This is a genomic window from Enterovirga aerilata (assembly GCF_013044135.1).
In the GTDB taxonomy this organism is placed as follows: domain Bacteria; phylum Pseudomonadota; class Alphaproteobacteria; order Rhizobiales; family Beijerinckiaceae; genus Enterovirga; species Enterovirga aerilata.
Genome location: NZ_JABEPP010000001.1, coordinates 1 through 14,460, shown reverse-complemented (window position 1 = coordinate 14,460; position 14,460 = coordinate 1). Strand labels below are relative to the sequence as shown.

Here is a 14,460-nt window from a genome sequence, read left to right as displayed (position 1 = left end):
ATGGCTCGAGGGCAGAGCGGACCGGCGCGGGCTCGTCTACGCCAGAATCAGCCCGAAGGCTTTCTCATCACGGCGGATCCTGAAACCTATCCGATCATGGTGCTGCAAGATCGCTATCGCGGCACCTACTCGGGCGGACCTTGGCTCGCCATCAGCGTCGCGGACCGGCTTGAGAACGGGGCGTACCGCGTGATCAGATGTCTCGAAGGGGGACCGAGCGGGGACGATCTGGAGGCGCAGGATTTCTGGGCGAATCCGCCCGAATGGATCGAGGCCGCGGAAAGTCCGGATCAGGCGGTCGCCCGCCTCAAGGCGAAAAGCGCAGCGCTATTCGAGGCACGGGCCTCGGAGGAGTTGGATGCGAAGATCCAGGAGGGACTGGATGATCTGGAGGCGGGCCGCACCTCTTCTCTGGAGGAGGTCGAGGCAGCTCTTCAGGCCCGATTTCGGTCTTCGGCCGATGCCGCTGAATGAGAGTGATCGTTTCGCTTGCTGCGAGGAAGGATCTGTCGGAAATCGCGGACTACATCGCGCGAGAGAACCCGAGGCGAGCCGAGTCGTTCACGATGGAGCTAGTCGCGGCCGCCCGCGCGATCGCGGAGACTCCCTTCGCTTGGCCCGTGCTGTCACGGCACAGAACGGCAGGCGTGAGACGAAAGCTGCACGGCAGATACCTGATCCTCTACCGGATGCGACAAGATCGGGTCGAGATCGTCCGGATCGTACATGGAGCCCGCGACCTTCGTCGGCTCCCCATTGATCCTCCGTCCGAATGACCGCCCCCCTCCTCTCCGTCCAGGACCTCTCGGTCGCCTTCCGCCAGGATGGCGCAGAGACGCTCGCGGTCGACCGCATCTCGTTCGACGTGCTGCCGGGCGAGACGGTGGCGCTCGTCGGCGAATCGGGCTCCGGGAAATCCGTCTCGGCCCTATCGATCCTGAAGCTCCTGAACTACCCGGCCGCGAGCCACCCGTCCGGCCGCATCCTGTTCGAAGGGCGCGACCTCCTCGCCATGGCGGAGGACGAGATCCGGCGCGTGCGCGGCAACGACATCACCATGGTGTTCCAGGAGCCCATGACCTCGCTGAACCCGCTCCACACGATCGAGCGGCAGGTCGGCGAGATCCTGGCGCTCCATCGCGGGCTGTCGGGCCGCGCGGCCCGGGCGCGGGTGCTGGAGCTGCTCGGGCTCGTCGGCATCCGCGATGCCGAGAGCCGGCTCGGCGCCTATCCGCACCAGCTCTCGGGCGGGCAGCGCCAGCGCGTCATGATCGCCATGGCGCTCGCCAACGAGCCGAAGCTCTTCATCGCGGACGAGCCGACGACCGCCCTGGACGTCACGGTCCAGGCGCAGATCCTGAAGCTCCTCGCCGGGCTCAAGGCGAGGCTCGGCATGGCCATGCTCTTCATCACCCACGATCTCGGCATCGTGCGGAAGATCGCCGACCGCGTCTGCGTGATGACGAAGGGCCGGATCGTCGAGGCGGGCACCGTGGCGGAGGTCTTCGGCAGCCCGCAGCACGCCTATACCCGGCGCCTCCTGGCGGCGGAGCCCAAGGGGCGGGCAGCGCCCGTCCCCCGGGGCGCTCCGTTCCTCGTGCAGGCGGGACCGGTGAAGGTCTGGTTCCCGATCCGGCGCGGCTTCCTCCGGCGCACGGTCGGCCACGTGAAGGCGGTCGACGGCGTCTCGGTGGCGGTCCGGGAGGGCGAGACGGTCGGGGTGGTGGGCGAGTCCGGCTCCGGCAAGACCACGCTCGGGCTCGCGCTGCTGCGCCTCGTCCGCTCGGAGGGCCCCATCTGCGTGCTCGGCCGCGACATCGACGGCCTCGGAGCCAAGGCGCTGCGGCCGCTGCGCAAGGAGATGCAGGTCGTCTTCCAGGATCCGTACGGTTCCCTCTCGCCGCGCATGTCGGTCGCCGAGATCGTGGCCGAGGGCCTCACGGTTCAGCACAGGCGCATGCCGCGCGACAGCCAGCGCGAGGCGGTTGCGCGTGCGCTGCACGATGTCGGGCTCGATCCGGCCACCATGGACCGCTATCCGCACGAATTCTCGGGCGGCCAGCGCCAGCGCATCGCGATCGCGCGGGCCATGGCCCTGGACCCGAAATTCGTCGTCCTGGACGAGCCGACCTCGGCGCTCGACATGTCCGTGCAGGCGCAGATCGTCGAGCTGCTGCGCAAGCTGCAGGCGAGCCGGAAGCTCGCCTACCTGTTCATCAGCCACGACCTGAAGGTCGTGCGGGCGCTCGCCAACCACGTCCTCGTCATGCAGGACGGACGCGTGGTCGAGGAAGGCCCGGCCGAGCAGATCTTCGCCCGTCCCGCCCAGGACTACACGCGGGCCCTCATGGCAGCCGCCTTCGGGCTGGAAGCCGCGGCGGCCGCCGGAATCGTGCGGGAGTGAGCCGCGCCCTCCTGGTCGTGCTCGATTCCGTGGGGATCGGCGGCGCGCCCGACGCAGCCTCGTACGGCGATGCGGGAGCAGACACGCTGGGCCATATCGCGGAGGCCTGCGCGGCGGGAGCCGGCGACCGCGCTGGCCTCCGCAGCGGCCCGATCGATCTGCCGAACATGGCCGCGCTCGGCATCGGCCTCGCCTGCGAGGCGTCGACCGGCCGGATGCCGCCCGGGCTCGAGCCTCCGGCGCGGGTCGCCGGCCTCTGGGGAGTCGGGCGCGAGACGTCCCGGGGAAAGGACACCCCGTCCGGGCATTGGGAGATCGCGGGCGTTCCGGTCGATTTCGACTGGGGCTACTTTCCCGACAGGCGACCCGCCTTCCCGCCGGAGCTCGTCGAGGCGCTGGTCCGGGAGGCCCGCCTCCCCGGCATCCTGGGCGACCGGCACGCCTCCGGCATCACGATCGTCGAGGAGCTCGGGGCAGAGCACCTCCGGACCGGCAAGCCCATCTGCTACACCTCGGCCGACAGCGTCTTCCAGATCGCGGCGCACGAGGAGGCGTTCGGGCTCGAGCGGCTCTACGAGACCTGCCGGATCGCCCGCCGCCTCTGCGATCCCTACCGGATCGGCCGGGTCATCGCGCGGCCATTCACGGGCAGCCAGCGGGAGGGCTTCACGCGCACGGCGCACCGGCGCGACTACGCCACGCCGCCGCCATCCGACACGATCCTCGACCTCCTCGCCCGCGAGGAGCGAGACGTCGTCACGGTGGGCAAGATCGGCGACATCTTCGCCCATCGCGGCACCGGCCGCGAGGTCAAGGGGGCGGGGAACGACGCCTGGCTCTCGGCCGCCCTCGACGCCTTCCGCACCCTTGCACCAGGCGGCCTCGTCTTCGCCAACCTGGTCGATTTCGACACCGAACACGGCCACCGGCGCGACGTGCCGGGCTATGCCGCAGCGCTCGAGCGTTTCGACGCCCGCATCCCGGAGATCCGGGCTGCGCTCGGGCCCCGCGACCTCTGCGTCGTGACCGCCGACCACGGCAACGACCCGACCTTCCGGGGCACCGACCATACGCGCGAGCAGGTGCCGATCCTGGCCTTCGGGCCGGACATCGGGCCGGGCCCGGTCGGGATCCGGCCGACGCTGGCGGATATCGGCGCAAGCGTCGCGGCCCATCTCGGCATCCGCTGGCCGGGGGCCGGGCGGCCGTTCCTCCCCGCGGTATCCGGCCCTACAGCGGCTCGCCGCGCATGAGGCGAGGGGCCCGGGCGGCGGTGCCGGCCGCCTGCCCGGCGAAGAACCGCTTCAGGCCCGCCGCCCGGTCGACCATGCCGAGGCCGATGTCGCGGAGCACGCGGGCGGGCAGCCGGTCGTTGGAGAAGAGCCTGTTCAGCGCGTCCGTCGCGCCCGCGAGCGCGACGGCATCGACGCGCCGGTCCCGCTGATAGGCCTCCAGGACGGCGTCTCCGCCCGGGTCGAGCCCGAGCCGGACGGCGTCGACGACTCGCTCGGCGATCGCGGCGGCGTCCCCGAGCCCGAGATTGAGCCCCTGCCCGGCCAGTGGATGCACCCGGTGGGCCGCGTCGCCGACCAGCGCGAAGCGCGGCCCGATATAGGTCCGGGCGATCCCGACCGAGAGCGGGAAGGCATGCACCTCCGTCAGGAGCTCGACCCGCCCCAGCTCGGGCCCGAACCGCAGCTCGAGCTCCCGCGCGATCGCCTCCCGGCCGCGCCCGAGGAGCGCGCGCACGCGTCGCTCCTCCTCGCTCCAGACGATCGAGGCGCGGTTCGGGTGCTCGGCCGTCCCGGCGAGCGGCAGGATCGCGAAGGGCCCGGCGGGCAGGAAATGCTGGATCGCCCGGCCGTCATGCGGCAGCTCGTGCGCGACCGTCGCGACGATCCCGGCCTGACCGTAATCGCGGCCGACCCAGCCGATCCCGGCGAGCTCGCGCAGGCGCGAACGCGCCCCGTCGCAGGCGAGGAGCAGCGAGGCCCGGCGCTCGCCGCCGTCCTCCGTCCGGACGATGACCGCGCCCGGGCCGGCGTCGAAACCGGTGACGCGGCCGGACGCGAGCTCCACGCCCCCCTCGCCGCAGGCCGCCCGCAGCGCCTCCTCCAGCCGCTCGGCCTCGACCATCTGGGCGAGCGGCTCCTCGTCCTCGCCGAACCGGAGATAGACCGGCCGGACAGCATCCTCGACGCGGCTATCCGTGATCGCCATGCCGCTGATCGGCTCGGCGCCCCCCGCGAGTTCGTCCCACAGCCCGAGCGCCCGGTACATGGCGACCGCGCCCGGCGAGAGCGCATAGGCGCGCGGGTCGCTCCGCCGCGTCCGCAACGCCGGATCGAGCACGGCGGCGGAGACGGCCGGGCCGAGACCGCGCGCCAAAGCGAGCGCGACGGTCAGCCCGATCGGTCCGCCGCCCGCGACGAGGACGCGCCAGGCCGGCGGGCGCGAGGGCGGGACGCGGGACGGCATGGCCCGTCCTTGCAACGGTGCCCGGTCTCGTCAAGCTTGACCCGTCCCGCCGGCCGCGCCACTCCGGCGCAGGCCCGGGCGGCCGGAGGTTGGACATGTCGGGCGCGGTCGCGGAGCTTCTGGAGGTTCTCGAGCTGGAGAAGCTGGAGGAGAACCTGTTCCGCGGACGCTCCCCCCAGGACAGCTGGCAGCGCGTCTTCGGCGGGCAGGTGATCGGCCAGGCGCTGGTCGCAGCCTGCCGCACCGTCGAGGAGCGGCAGCCGCACTCGCTCCACGCCTATTTCCTGCTCGGCGGCGATCCGCAGATCCCCATCATCTACGAGGTCGACCGCATCCGCGACGGGCGCAGCTTCACCACGCGGCGGGTGGTCGCGATCCAGCATGGCCGCCCGATCTTCGCGCTCACGGCCTCGTTCCACCTCGAGGAGGACGGCTTCGACCACGGCGCCCGCATGCCGGAGGTGCCGCCGCCGGAGAGTCTGCCGGGCGAGGCGGAGATCAGGGCCGGCGCCATCCCGGCAATGTCGCCGCAGGTGCGGGCCTATTTCGAGAGGGAACGCCCGATCGAGCTCCGGCCGGTGGATTTCAGCCGGACCGCCCATGCCGACCCGCACGAGGGCGAGTTCCGGGTCTGGATCCGGACGACCGGGCCGCTGCCGGAGGACCCGGCGATCCACCGCTGCGTGCTCGCCTACGCGTCCGACTTCACGCTCCTCGACACCTCGTTGGTGCCGCACGGGCAGAGCGTGATCCAGGAGAACATCCAGGCCGCGAGCCTCGACCACGCGCTCTGGTTCCACCGCCCGTTCCGGGCCGACGAGTGGCTCCTCTATGCGCAGGACAGCCCGAGCGCCTCCGGGGCGCGCGGCTTCTCGCGCGGCCTCGTCTTCGACCGCGCGGGCCGGCTCGTCGCCTCGGTGGCGCAGGAGGGCCTAATCCGCCAGCGCAGGCAGCACGGCCCATCTGCCTGAATTATAGGCATCTGCCGTATCCGGCGCCGCCCGCCACCGGCCCGCCACAGGTCGGGCAGAACTGGCACGGCCCTTGTTTGAACCCCCGTGTCTCCCGGTACGCGCATGTCCGGCGAGGTATTCACGTTTCGGCGTCAAGCCGAACAACCGGGGCAAATTCCCATGAAAATCGTTGTGGCGATCATCAAGCCCTTCAAGCTTGAGGAAGTTCGCGACGCCCTCACGGCCATCGGGGTGCACGGCCTGACCGTGACCGAGGTGAAGGGTTACGGGCGTCAGAAGGGGCACACGGAGATCTATCGCGGCGCCGAATACGCCGTGAGCTTCCTGCCGAAGCTGAAGATCGAGGTCGCGGTCGCGTCGGAATTCGTCTCGCAGGCGATCGAGGCGATCGCGGGCGCGGCCCGCACCGGCCAGATCGGCGACGGCAAGATCTTCGTGACGCCCATCGAGCATGCGGTCCGCATCCGCACCGGCGAGACCGACAATGACGCGCTCTGACCCGACCTCCCGTCCCGACCTTTCCGGAGAGACCTTGATGACGTCCCGCCTCAGGCTCGCTGCCCTCCTGGGGGCAGGCGCCGCGCTCTGCCTCCTCGCCGAACCCTCGCTCGCCCAGACGCCCGCCCCGGAGGCCGCGGCCGCGACCCCGGTGTCGAACAAGGGCGACGTTGCCTGGATGCTCGTCTCGGCCCTGCTCGTGCTGATGATGTCGGTCCCGGGCCTCGCCCTGTTCTATGGCGGCCTCGTCCGCACCAAGAACATGCTCTCCGTCTTGACCCAGGTCTTCACCATCGTCTGCCTCGCGGGCGTGATCTGGCTCGTCTACGGCTACTCCCTCGCCTTCACGTCGGGCGGCGGGCTGAACGCCTATGTCGGCGGCCTGTCGAAGGCCTTCCTGATGGGCGTCACGGCCGAGAGCACGGCCGCGACCTTCTCCAACGGCGTCGTCATCCCCGAATACGTCTACATCTGCTTCCAGATGACCTTCGCGATGATCACGCCGGCCCTCATCGTCGGCGCCTTCGCGGAGCGGATGAAGTTCTCCGCCCTGATCCTGTTCGTGGTGCTCTGGCTCACCGTCATCTACTTCCCGATGGCGCACATGGTCTGGTACTGGGCCGGCCCGGACGCGCTGGCCGACGCCGCCAGGGCTGTCGCTGCTGCCGCCGACGGCGCCGCCAAGACCGCCGCCCAGGCGAAGCTCGACGAGGTCACGGCCGATGCGGGCATGCTCTTCTCCTGGGGCGCGCTCGACTTCGCAGGCGGCACGGTGGTCCACATCAATGCCGGCATCGCGGGGCTCGTGGGCGCGATCCTGATCGGCAAGCGCATCGGCTACGGCCGCGACCTGCTCGCCCCCCACTCGCTGACCATGACCATGATCGGCGCCTCGCTCCTGTGGGTCGGCTGGTTCGGCTTCAATGCCGGCTCGAACCTGGAGGCGAACGGCACGACGGCGCTCGCGATGATCAACACCTTCGCGGCGACCTGCGCGGCGGCGCTCTCCTGGCTGTTCGTCGAGTGGGGCGGCAAGGGGAAGCCCTCGCTCCTGGGCCTGGTCTCGGGCGCCATCGCGGGCCTCGTCGCGGTGACGCCCGCGGCCGGCTTCGCGGGCCCGATGGGCTCGCTCGTCCTCGGCCTCGTCGCCGGAGCGGTGTGCTACGTCTTCTGCTCGACGGTGAAGAACGCCCTCGGCTACGACGACTCGCTCGACGTGTTCGGCATCCACTGCATCGGCGGCATCATCGGGGCGATCGGCACCGGCATCCTGGTCTCGCCCGCCCTCGGGGGCGCCGGCATCGCCGACTACACGGCCAATCCGGGCAGCCTCTCGCCCGGCGCCTATGCGATGGGCACCCAGGTCTGGGCGCAGATCAAGGCCGTGATCTTCACCCTGCTCTGGTCCGGCATCGGCTCGGCGATCCTGTTCAAGATCGTCGACGTGATCGTCGGCCTGCGGGTCACCACGGAGGAGGAGCGCGAGGGCCTGGACCTCACCGACCACGGCGAGCGCGCCTACAATTACTGATCGATCCGGCCACGGCCGGACCCGAGACGAGCCCCGGCCACGGCCGGGGCTTTTTTGTTCCGGCCCGCTCCGGCGCTTCCGCTCTCCGGCGCCGGAACCGTTCTACCGCTTCGGCGCCGTCGCGCCGTGGACGAGCGCCAGGACCCCCGCCCGCAGGAGGTCGTGCTTGGTCGGCAGGCCGGGCCCGCGCGGAAGCTGGCCGGCGGCATCCAGCATCGCGATGCCGTGCGACAGGGCCCAGACCTCCAGCGCGACGAAGCGGGGATCGACGCTTCCGAACCCGTCCGGAAAGGTCTTCTTCAGCGCGTCCACGAGGAGCCCGAAGGCGCTGTCGGGCGGAGCGGCGCCGTCCGGCGGGTTCTCGTCGGCCGGGCGGGCGGAGAACATCGCAGCGTAATAGCCCGGCTCCTTCTCGGCGAAGTCGAGATAGGCCTCGCCCATCCGGGTGAAGCGCTCGAGCGGCGTGCCGGACCCGGCGAGGGCGCGGGCGAGCCGCTCGGCCAGCTGCGTGAAGCCCCGGAAGGCGACCTCGGCGACCAGATCCTCGCGGCCGCGGAAATGGCGGTAGAGCGCCGCCGGCGTGACGCCGACGAGCTTGGCGGCCTCGACGAGGGTGAAGCCGAGAAGCCCGCGCTCGGCGATGAAGCGGCGGGCCGCCTCGACCAGCGCCTCCTTCAGGTTGCCGTGATGATAGCCCCGCCTGTCCGACGGGCCGCCCCAATGCCGCATAGACCCCGCCCGGACCGACGCGTCGGTCTTAGATCAAGACGCGCGGCGGAGGTAAGGGTTTCGCCGGTCAGTCCGCCCACTCGCCGCGCCGCATGACCGGCTCGGCCGTGCCGTCGGCCGCGATGCCGTCCACGTCGATCTCGGCCGAGCCGATCATCCAGTCGATATGGATGAGCGAGCGGTTGCAGCCGCGCTCGACCAGCGCCTCCTCGCTCATCGACAGCCCGCCCCGGATGCATTTGGAATAGGCTTGGCCGAGGGCGATGTGGCTCGCGGCGTTCTCGTCGAACAGCGTGCTGTAGAAGAGCAGGCCCGACTGCGAGATGGGCGATGAATTCGGCACCAGCGCCACCTCGCCGAGGCGTCGGGCGCCCTCGTCGGTGTCCAGCACCTTGGCGAGGACCTCCTGGCCGGTGCGGGACGCCGCGTCGACGATCCGCCCCTCCTCGAAGCGGACCCGGATCTCCTCGATCACGGTCCCCTGATAGGAGAGGGGCTTCGTCGAGGTGACGGTCCCCGAGACGCGGAGCTTGTGCGGGGTCGTGAACACCTCCTCGGTCGGGATGTTGGCGTTGCAGACGATTCCGTTGCCGGCGGTCGTCGCGCCGCCATGCCATTCGTGGTCGTCCGCGAGACCGACCTCGAGATCCGTCCCGGGGCCGCGGAAACGCAGGGCGCGATAGTTCTTCCCGTTGAGATGCTCCGTGCGGGCGCGCAGTTCGGCATTGTGGCGGCGCCAGGCTTCCACCGGATCCTCCCGGTCGACCCGGGAGGCGGCGAAGATCGCTTCCCAGAGCTTCGGCACCGCGACCTCGTCCGGCTCGCCGTTGAAGACCGCCCGCGCCCAGGCCGGGGTCGAGGCCGGGACGATCGTCCAGTTGATGGCGAAGCCGGCGATCAGCTCCAGTGCTGGCATGTAGGCCTTGGAGCGGGCCCGGTTGGCGCGGGCCACCTTCTCCGGATCCTGCCCGGCCAGGAGCGAGGGGTCGTCGCCCGCGATAGCGAGCCGGGCCGCCCCGGACCGGAAGGCTGCCGCCATGCCCTCGTAGAGCCAGGCAGGGGCGTGGTCGAAGGCCTCGTCCGGCGCATGGGTGAAGCGGATGAGGGAGGCGAGCTCGTCGGTGTAGAGCGTGGTCACGAGCGAGGCTCCGGCCCGATAGGCCTGTTCCGTGATCGCCCGGGCGAGCGGCAGGGCGTCGAGCGGCGCCGTCATGACGAGCTCCTGGCCCCTCTGCAGCCCGAGCCCGACCTTCACGGCCACCTCGGCCAGCCGCTCCAGCCGCACGTCGTGGCCCAGCTCGGAAAACGGCCTCGTGTCGTGGAAGGTCATCGCTGTCGCCTCCTGAGCGGCGATGTATCGGCCCGGCGGCGCTGCCCCGCAACCCCGCCCGGTGTCTCAGGCCGAAAAGCGGCGGATCCCGTCGCGGCTTTCGGCGAGCCGCACCCGCCCGCGCCGCGCCAGGTAGTTCACGTGCGCGAGCGTCTCGCCGAAGGCGAAGCCGGTCTGGTGCGCATCGAGCTTGCGGTGGAAGATCCGCGGGATCAGCTCGGCCGCCGAATGCGGCTCCTCCCGGCAGGCCTCGACGAGCGCGGCGCAGCGCTCCTCGTGGTGCTGCAACATGGCGTCGATGCGCTTGTGCAGCCCCCTGAAGGGGAGATCGTGCCCGGGAAGGACCAGCGCGTCCTCCGGAATGCGCTTTCGCAGGGAGCGCAGCGACCGGAGGAAGATGCCGAGCGGGTCGCCCTCCGGATCACGGGCGAAGACCGCGACGTTGGGCGAGATGCGGGGGAGGACCTGGTCGGCCGAGAGGAAGACGTTGTCCTCCGCCAGGTGCAGCATGATCTGCTCGGGAGCGTGGCCGCCGCCCGTGAGGACGTGGAAGTCCCGCCCGCCGATGCGCAGACGCTCGCCGGCGATGATCCGGCGGAAGGTCGCGGGCAGGCCGGAGACCATCTTCAGGTAGCCGTGGCCGCGGGTCATCACGGCCTCCGTCGTCTCCGGGTCGAGCCCGTTCTTCTCGTAGAATTCGCGGTAGGGCTCCGCCTCGAGCGCCGCCGGATCGAGATGGATGACCAGCGCGGTGAGGTATTCCGTCTCGCTCATCTCGAGCGTCAGGCCGGTCCGGTCGGCGAGCCATTTCGCGAGCCCGACATGGTCCGGGTGGCAATGCGTGACGATCAGGCGGGTGATGCGCTGGCCGGCCAGCGGCCCGGCCAGCAGCTTTGCCCAGGCGCCGCGGCAGGCCCGGTCGTCGATGCCGGTATCCAGCACCGCGACCCCGCCCCGGTCCTCGATCAGGTAGACATTGACGTGATCGAGCCGGAACGGGAGGGGCAGCCGCGCCCAGCGGATGCCCGGCGCGACCTCGACGGCCTCGCCCGGCGCCGGCGCATTCTGGAAGGGATGGGCCAGGTCGAGATCGGGCGGGCGGTGGGACATCTCGCCCCGGCCTATCCCGGCGGCGCGCCGGGCTCAACCCTCGCGGCGCGTGCGCGACGGCACGACCCGGCCCGCCGATTCAGGCGAGGTTAAGTTCCGGGGATGGAAACGGCCGTCGGACTTGCGTCCGGGGCAGGACGGATGCAGGCCGGCATCTCAGCCCGCGGGTGCCCGTCGGGCCAGCTCGGCCGAAGGTTCTGGATTCGATGCTGAAAGACGCCACCCTTGCCCATGAGGCTCCTCCCGAGGCCGCGGCCGGCGCGGCGCAGCCTCGTCCCGATCCGGACATGCGCGAGGCAATCCTCGCCAAGCTGCGCTTCGCGGTCGGCCGCGACGTCTCGGCGGCGCGCGATCACGACTGGTACGTCGCGACCGCGCTCGCCGTGCGCGACCGGGTGGTCGAGCGCTGGCTCGATTCGATCGCGCGGACCGGCCCCGAGAAGAAGCACGTCTACTATTTCTCGCTCGAGTTCCTGATCGGGCGGCTGTTCTTCGACACGGTCTCGAACCTGAACATCGTGGGCGAGGTGCGGCAGGCGCTGGCCGGCCTGGGGGTCGACCTCGACCGCATCCGCGCGGTCGAGCCCGACGCGGCGCTCGGCAATGGCGGCCTCGGCCGGCTCGCAGCCTGCTTCATGGAATCGCTCGCGACCCTCGACATCCCGGCCTTCGGCTACGGCATACGGTACGATTACGGCCTGTTCCGGCAGGCCATCGTGGATGGCTGGCAGCACGAGATCCCGGAGGACTGGCTCTCCTTCGGCAATCCGTGGGAGTTCGAGCGGCCGGACATCAAGTACCTCGTCCGCTTCGGCGGCTCGGTCGAGATGGTGGGCCGGCCGGACGGCACGATCCAGCACATCTGGCACTCGGCCGAGACGGTCGTCGCGGTGGCCTTCGACACCCCCATGGTAGGCTGGCGCGGGCGGCGGGTGAACACGCTGCGGCTCTGGTCCGCCCGCGCCGCGGACCCGCTGGTGCTCGAGGCGTTCAACCGCGGCGACCATGTCGGGGCGGTCGCGGACCGCATGCGCGTGGAGGCGATCTCGCGCGTGCTCTATCCGAGCGACGCGACGCCGGCCGGCCAGGAGCTGCGGCTGCGGCAGGAATTCTTCTTCACCTCCGCCTCGCTGCAGGACCTGCTGCGCCGCCATCGCGAGCGCCATCCCGACTTCTCGAACCTGCCGGACCACGGCGCGATCCAGCTCAACGACACGCATCCGGCGATCGCGGTGGCGGAGCTGATGCGGCTCCTGGTCGACGAGCACAACGTGCGCTGGGACGAGGCCTGGCGGATCACGACCGCCACGCTGAACTACACCAACCACACGCTGATGCCGGAGGCGCTCGAGACCTGGCCGGTCGAGCTGATGGAGCGCGTCCTCCCGCGCCACATCCAGATCATCTACCTCATCAACTTCCTGCACCTGGAGAGCCTGGCGAAGAACGGCGAGATCTCGGCCGACCTCGTCCGGCAGGTCTCGCTCATCGACGAATCGCATGGCCGGCGCGTCCGCATGGGGCCCCTCGCCTTCATCGGCTCGCGCCGCGTGAACGGGGTCTCGGCCCTGCACACCGAGCTGATGCGCAAGACCGTCTTCAGCGACCTGCACGCGCTCTATCCGGACCGGATCACGAACAAGACCAACGGGATCACGTTCCGGCGCTGGCTGCTGGAAGCCAACCCGGACCTGACTCGCCTCCTGGTCGAGGCGGTCGGCCCGCAGGTCCTCGACGACGCCGAGGCGCTGTCCGGCCTGGAGCGCGTCGTCGGCGATCCGGCCTTCCGCGACCGCTTCGTCGCCGTGCGCCGCCGCAACAAGGAGCGGCTCGCCCAAGAGATCGCGGCGCGCACCGGGGTCAAGGTCGACCCCGCGGCGCTCTTCGACGTCCAGATCAAGCGCATCCACGAATACAAGCGCCAGCACCTGAACCTCCTGGAGACGGCCGCGCTCTACGCCGCCATCAAGGCGGAGCCGAACCGGGACTGGACGCCGCGGGTGAAGATCTTCGCGGGCAAGGCGGCCTCAAGCTACGTGGTGGCGAAGCTGATCATCAAGCTCGCCTACGACCTGGCGCAGGTGATCAACAATGATCCGGACGTTCGGGGGCGGCTCGCGGTGGCGTTCCTGCCGAACTACAACGTGAGCCTCGCCGAGATCATCATCCCGGCCGCGGACCTGTCGGAGCAGATCTCGACGGCGGGGCTCGAGGCCTCCGGCACCGGCAACATGAAGCTCGCGCTCAACGGCGCGATCACGATCGGGACGCTCGACGGCGCGAATGTCGAGATTCGCGAGCAGGTGGGGCCCGAGAACATCACGATCTTCGGCCTCACCGCGCCCGAGGCGCTGGCCCGGAAGGCCGAGCCGGACCATGCAAGCCGCGCCATCGCAGCCTCGCCGCGGCTCGCATCCGTGCTCGACGCCATCGGCTCCGGCGCATTCTCGCCCGACGATCCCGGCCGCTTCGCGGGCCTGGTCGGCGGCCTGCGCGACCACGACCCGTTCCTCGTGACGGACGATTTCGACGCCTACTGGGAGGCGCAGCGCGGGCTGGACGAGCTCTGGCACCGGCCCGAGGAGTGGTGGCGCAAGAGCCTCCTCAACGTGGCCCGCGTCGGCTGGTTCTCGTCCGACCGGACCATCCGCGAATACGCGGAGGAGATCTGGCGGGTGCCGGTGGGCTAGAGGGTGTTATGGACTGCGGGAAGTCGGGCGGGGTTTTTGAGCATGATGCAGGCGAAAGCGACGCGGTGGAGGCCTGCGAGGGTGTGGGCGCCTCGTTCGTAGTCTTTGACGAGGCATCGGAACCGGGTGGCCCATGCGAAGAAGCGCTCGACGACCCACCGGCGCGGCAGGAGAACGAAGCCGCGCTTGGCCTCGGGCAGCTTCACCACCTGGAGCCTGATGCCGTGCTCGACAGCCGCGGCGGCGGCTCTGTCCCCGGTATAGCCCTGGTCCACGAAGGCGACGTCGACGCTCTCGTCGGTGGCGGCCTGGATCGCCTCCGCCATCCGGCCGATCTGCGAGCGGTCGTTGTCGCTGGCCGGCGTGACGTGGAGGGCGAGGAGATGGCCGAGAGTGTCGACGGCGATGTGGAGCTTCGAGCCCTTTTTGCGTTGGCCGGGACTGTCAGGATTTTCGTGTGCGGGCGGCCATAGTGGACCTGGAGGGTTCCGCTGGCACGACGGAAAGCTCCCCGCATTCCTGACGCGCTCCTGGATCAGCTTCTGGCCGGCGCCGATCCGAAGACGGCGTTCGACGCGAACGGCCTTCTGGACGATCTGAAGAAGGCCCTGGCCGAGAGGGCGCTGAACGCCGAGATGGATCACCATCTGGCGTCGGACGAAGTCGGCAACAGCCGCAACGGCTACGGCCGCAAGACCGTGACGACCGAGACCGGC

13 protein-coding genes and 1 pseudogene are annotated in these 14,460 nt (G+C 70.6%); 9 read left to right on the top strand and 5 right to left on the bottom strand.

The features are described from left to right. Genes HJG44_RS00070 through HJG44_RS00055 form a run of 4 tightly spaced genes read left to right on the top strand, consistent with a single transcriptional unit; the run spans position 1 to position 3,657 of the window. Positions 1-474 carry a hypothetical protein gene (locus tag HJG44_RS00070; RefSeq protein ID WP_171216333.1) on the top strand — a complete coding sequence of 158 codons (474 nt, stop codon included), beginning with the start codon at positions 1-3 and terminating at the stop codon, positions 472-474. Beyond that, positions 471-776, top strand: a complete 306-nt coding sequence (locus HJG44_RS24335; RefSeq protein ID WP_171216332.1) for a type II toxin-antitoxin system RelE/ParE family toxin — start codon at positions 471-473, stop codon at positions 774-776. Before HJG44_RS00070 ends, HJG44_RS24335 begins: the two co-directional genes overlap by 4 nt. Beyond that, on the top strand, positions 773-2,404 hold the full coding sequence (locus tag HJG44_RS00060) for an ABC transporter ATP-binding protein (RefSeq protein ID WP_171216331.1): 1,632 nt from the start codon (positions 773-775) through the stop codon (positions 2,402-2,404). The genes HJG44_RS24335 and HJG44_RS00060 overlap by 4 nt, the downstream gene beginning before the upstream one ends. Next, a complete protein-coding gene (locus HJG44_RS00055) occupies positions 2,401-3,657 on the top strand; it encodes a phosphopentomutase (RefSeq protein ID WP_171216330.1) in 1,257 nt (418 codons plus the stop codon). The genes HJG44_RS00060 and HJG44_RS00055 overlap by 4 nt, the downstream gene beginning before the upstream one ends. On the opposite strand, the gene HJG44_RS00050 is transcribed toward HJG44_RS00055, so the two are convergent. Further along, positions 3,635-4,882 carry an FAD-dependent monooxygenase gene (locus tag HJG44_RS00050; RefSeq protein ID WP_171216329.1) on the bottom strand — a complete coding sequence of 416 codons (1,248 nt, stop codon included), beginning with the start codon at positions 4,880-4,882 and terminating at the stop codon, positions 3,635-3,637. The genes HJG44_RS00055 and HJG44_RS00050 overlap by 23 nt on opposite strands. A gap of 95 nt (positions 4,883-4,977) precedes the next feature. Between HJG44_RS00050 and tesB the strand changes: the two genes are divergently transcribed. The 3 genes from tesB (at position 4,978) to HJG44_RS00035 (ending at position 7,885) form a co-directional block, all read left to right on the top strand. Then, complete coding sequence (gene tesB / locus HJG44_RS00045) at positions 4,978-5,853, top strand: acyl-CoA thioesterase II (RefSeq protein WP_171216328.1); 876 nt, start codon at positions 4,978-4,980, stop codon at positions 5,851-5,853. 162 nt (positions 5,854-6,015) lie between these two features. Beyond that, positions 6,016-6,354: a P-II family nitrogen regulator gene (locus tag HJG44_RS00040; RefSeq protein WP_171216327.1), complete on the top strand. Its 339-nt coding sequence runs from the start codon at positions 6,016-6,018 to the stop codon at positions 6,352-6,354. A gap of 37 nt (positions 6,355-6,391) precedes the next feature. Next, entirely contained in the window at positions 6,392-7,885 is a 1,494-nt protein-coding gene (locus tag HJG44_RS00035) for an ammonium transporter (protein ID WP_171216326.1), read from the top strand. Between the two features lie 102 nt (positions 7,886-7,987). Here the strand turns inward: HJG44_RS00035 and HJG44_RS00030 are convergent, their stop codons facing one another. The 3 genes from HJG44_RS00030 to HJG44_RS00020 all read right to left on the bottom strand — a co-directional run bounded on the left by HJG44_RS00030 (position 7,988) and on the right by HJG44_RS00020 (position 11,054). Then, positions 7,988-8,614, bottom strand: a complete 627-nt coding sequence (locus HJG44_RS00030) for a TetR/AcrR family transcriptional regulator (RefSeq protein ID WP_171216325.1) — start codon at positions 8,612-8,614, stop codon at positions 7,988-7,990. A gap of 67 nt (positions 8,615-8,681) precedes the next feature. Continuing rightward, positions 8,682-9,944, bottom strand: coding sequence for an aminopeptidase (locus HJG44_RS00025; RefSeq protein ID WP_171216324.1), 1,263 nt, complete (start codon positions 9,942-9,944; stop codon positions 8,682-8,684). Between the two features lie 66 nt (positions 9,945-10,010). Further along, positions 10,011-11,054 (bottom strand): MBL fold metallo-hydrolase, encoded by a 1,044-nt coding sequence (locus HJG44_RS00020; RefSeq protein ID WP_171216323.1) that lies wholly within the window; start codon positions 11,052-11,054, stop codon positions 10,011-10,013. A 206-nt stretch (positions 11,055-11,260) separates the two neighbouring features. Here HJG44_RS00020 and HJG44_RS00015 point away from each other — a divergent pair, with 206 nt between their 5' ends. Beyond that, positions 11,261-13,744, top strand: coding sequence for a glycogen/starch/alpha-glucan phosphorylase (locus tag HJG44_RS00015; RefSeq protein WP_171216322.1), 2,484 nt, complete (start codon positions 11,261-11,263; stop codon positions 13,742-13,744). Here the strand turns inward: HJG44_RS00015 and HJG44_RS00010 are convergent. Further along, a pseudogene (locus tag HJG44_RS00010) lies at positions 13,741-14,178 on the bottom strand (transposase); the annotation flags it as partial. The gene HJG44_RS00015 and the pseudogene HJG44_RS00010 overlap by 4 nt on opposite strands. A 57-nt stretch (positions 14,179-14,235) precedes the next feature. Between HJG44_RS00010 and HJG44_RS00005 the strand changes: the two are divergent. Beyond that, on the top strand, positions 14,236-14,460 hold a 225-nt coding region (locus HJG44_RS00005), incomplete at its 3' end, for a transposase (RefSeq protein WP_171217215.1).